Consider the following 2,990-nt stretch of genomic DNA (forward strand, 5'->3'; position numbering starts at 1 on the left):
GACCGAAACCCAATGAGCTATAAATCTGACATCGAAATTGCGCGTGAGGCGAAGAAGAAGCCGATTCAGGAGATTGGTGCGAAGATCGGCATCGAATCTGCTGATCTTCTGCCCTATGGCCATGACAAGGCAAAGGTGAGCCAGGACTTCATCAATTCGGTTCAGGGCCGTGAGGACGGCAAGCTGATTCTGGTGACGGCGATCAACCCGACGCCTGCGGGTGAGGGTAAGACGACGACGACTGTGGGTCTGGGTGACGGTCTGAACCGGATCGGCAAGAACGCGATGATCTGTATCCGTGAGGCTTCGCTGGGCCCGAACTTTGGCATGAAGGGCGGCGCTGCGGGTGGTGGTTACGCGCAGGTTGTTCCGATGGAAGAGATGAACCTGCACTTCACCGGTGACTTTCACGCCATCACCAGCGCCCATTCACTGCTGTCGGCGATGATCGACAACCACATCTACTGGGGCAATGAGTGCGAGATCGACATTCGCCGTGTAGCGTGGCGTCGTGTGGTCGACATGAACGACCGCGCGCTGCGTCAGATCACGGCCAGCTTGGGTGGCGTATCGAACGGTTTCCCGCGCGAGACCGGCTTTGACATCACCGTGGCCTCTGAGGTTATGGCGATCCTGTGCCTGGCCAACGACCTGAAAGATCTGGAAAAGCGTCTGGGTGACATCATCGTGGCCTATCGCCGCGACAAGACAGCCGTGTATTGCCGCGACATCAAGGCCGAAGGTGCGATGACGGTGCTGCTGAAGGACGCGATGCAGCCGAACCTGGTGCAGACGCTGGAAAACAACCCGGCCTTTGTGCATGGCGGCCCGTTTGCCAACATTGCACATGGCTGTAACTCGGTCATTGCGACCAAGACCGCGCTGAAGGTTGCTGACTATGTGGTGACCGAAGCGGGTTTTGGGGCCGATCTGGGCGCCGAGAAATTCATGAACATCAAGTGCCGCAAGGCGGGTATCGCGCCGTCGGCTGTGGTGCTGGTCGCCACCGTGCGTGCGATGAAGATGAATGGCGGTGTGGCCAAGGCTGATCTGGGTGCGGAAAACGTCGACGCGGTCAAATCGGGCTGTGCCAACCTGGGTCGTCACATCGAAAACGTCAAATCCTTTGGCGTGCCGGTTGTGGTTGGCATCAACCACTTCGTCACCGATACCGACGCTGAAGTGCAAGCCGTGAAAGACTATTGCTCTGACCACGGGGTCGAAGCGGTTCTGTCGCGTCACTGGGAGCTGGGGTCGGAAGGCTCGGCGCCGCTGGCCGAGAAGGTGGTCGAAATCGTCGAAGGGGGCACAGCGAACTTTGCGCCGATCTACCCCGACGATATGCCGCTGTTCGAGAAGATCGAAACCATCGCCAAGCGCATCTATCGCGCGGACGAGGTTCTGGCCGACAACAAGATCCGCAACCAGCTGCGTGAATGGGAAGAAGCCGGTTACGGCAACCTGCCGGTCTGCATGGCCAAGACGCAGTATTCCTTCTCGACCGATCCCTCGTTGCGCGGCGCGCCCACCGGCCATTCGGTTCCGGTGCGCGAGGTGCGCCTGAGCGCGGGTGCCGGATTTATCGTGGCGGTCTGTGGTGAGATCATGACTATGCCGGGCCTGCCGCGCAAACCGGCGGCCGAAAGCATCTGCCTCAATGACGCAGGTGAGATCGAGGGCTTGTTCTAAGTCGCCAGATAAGACATCTCGTGATCCGGAGAATGCTCCGGGCCACGAGGAGATCACGATGCCCACTCTGACACCGCCGCAAGACTGCGCAACGATGCAGGATCTGCGGATTCAGATCGACCAGCTGGACCGGCACCTGATCGAGATGCTGGTGAGGCGCGCCAGCTACATTGATCGCGCGTCTGAGTTGAAGCCGGGCGAGGGCCTGCCGGCCCGTATTCCGGATCGTGTTGAAGAGGTGGTGCAAAAGGTGCGTGCCAGCTCTCAGGCGGCGGGGATGGACCCCGATCTGGCCGAGACGCTGTGGCGCATTCTGATTGACTGGTCGATTGCGCGTGAGGAACGTGTGCTCGGCAACGACTGACTGACCGGGCGCCCCAAGCGCCCGATCCGTTTTTGGGAAGAAGGGATCGAAGAATGGTAGCGCAGGTTATCGACGGTAAGGCCTTTGCAGCAACGGTGCGGGCACAGGTTGCCGATCAGGTTGCAAAGCTGAAGGACGAAAATGGCATCACCCCCGGTCTGGCCGTGGTTCTGGTGGGCGAAGACCCGGCCAGCCAGGTCTATGTCCGCTCGAAGGGCAAGATGACCGTCGAGGTCGGCATGAACTCGTATGAGCACAAGCTGGATGTGGACACCTCCGAGGCAGACCTGCTGGCACTGATCGACAAGCTGAATACCGATCCCGCAGTCCACGGCATTCTGGTGCAGCTGCCGCTGCCCAAGCATCTGAACGAAGATCTGGTGATCAATTCGATCGACCCGGCCAAGGATGTCGACGGGTTCCACATCTCGAATGTGGGCCTGCTGGGCACCGGTCAGAAATCGATGGTGCCCTGTACCCCGCTGGGCTGCCTGATGATGCTGCGGGACCATCATGGATCGTTGTCGGGCATGGATGCGGTTGTGATCGGCCGCTCGAACATCGTTGGCAAGCCGATGGCGCAACTGCTGCTGGGCGACAGCTGCACCGTGACCATCGCGCATAGCCGCACCAAGGATCTGCCCGATGTTGTCCGTCGCGCGGATATCGTTGTCGCCGCTGTGGGCCGCCCCGAGATGGTGCCCGGCGACTGGATCAAGGAAGGCGCCACGGTCATCGACGTGGGCATCAACCGCATTGAACGCGACGGCAAGAACAAGCTGGTTGGAGACGTGGATTACGCCAGCGCCGCCGAACGCGCCGGAGCAATCACCCCCGTCCCCGGTGGCGTCGGCCCCATGACAATCGCATGCCTGCTGGCCAACACCCTGACCGCCGCATGCCGCGCAAACAAACTCCCCGAACCAGAAGGCCTGAC

Annotated in this window: 3 protein-coding genes; all 3 read left to right on the forward strand. The window is 60.6% G+C overall.

Annotation, left to right across the window (positions count from 1 at the left end; genetic code table 11):
* Positions 1-12: 12 nt before the first annotated feature.
* Complete coding sequence (locus AC2FH0_RS20730; RefSeq protein WP_496693145.1) at positions 13-1,689, forward strand: formate--tetrahydrofolate ligase; 1,677 nt, start codon at positions 13-15, stop codon at positions 1,687-1,689.
* A 58-nt stretch (positions 1,690-1,747) separates the two neighbouring features.
* A complete protein-coding gene (locus AC2FH0_RS20735; protein ID WP_142640424.1) occupies positions 1,748-2,053 on the forward strand; it encodes a chorismate mutase in 306 nt (101 codons plus the stop codon).
* 53 nt (positions 2,054-2,106) lie between these two features.
* The coding region (gene folD / locus AC2FH0_RS20740) for a bifunctional methylenetetrahydrofolate dehydrogenase/methenyltetrahydrofolate cyclohydrolase FolD (protein WP_271952851.1) at positions 2,107-2,990 on the forward strand (884 nt) is incomplete at its 3' end.

Source organism: Ruegeria sp. CDSC051 (assembly GCF_059610665.1).

Bases quoted from the DNA above. Each gene is read 5' to 3' on its own strand.
- AC2FH0_RS20730 (WP_496693145.1), top strand. From the start codon at position 13: ATGAGCTATAAATCTGACATCGAAATTGCGCGTGAGGCGAAGAAGAAG.
- AC2FH0_RS20735 (WP_142640424.1), top strand. From the start codon at position 1,748: ATGCCCACTCTGACACCGCCGCAAGACTGCGCAACGATGCAGGATCTG.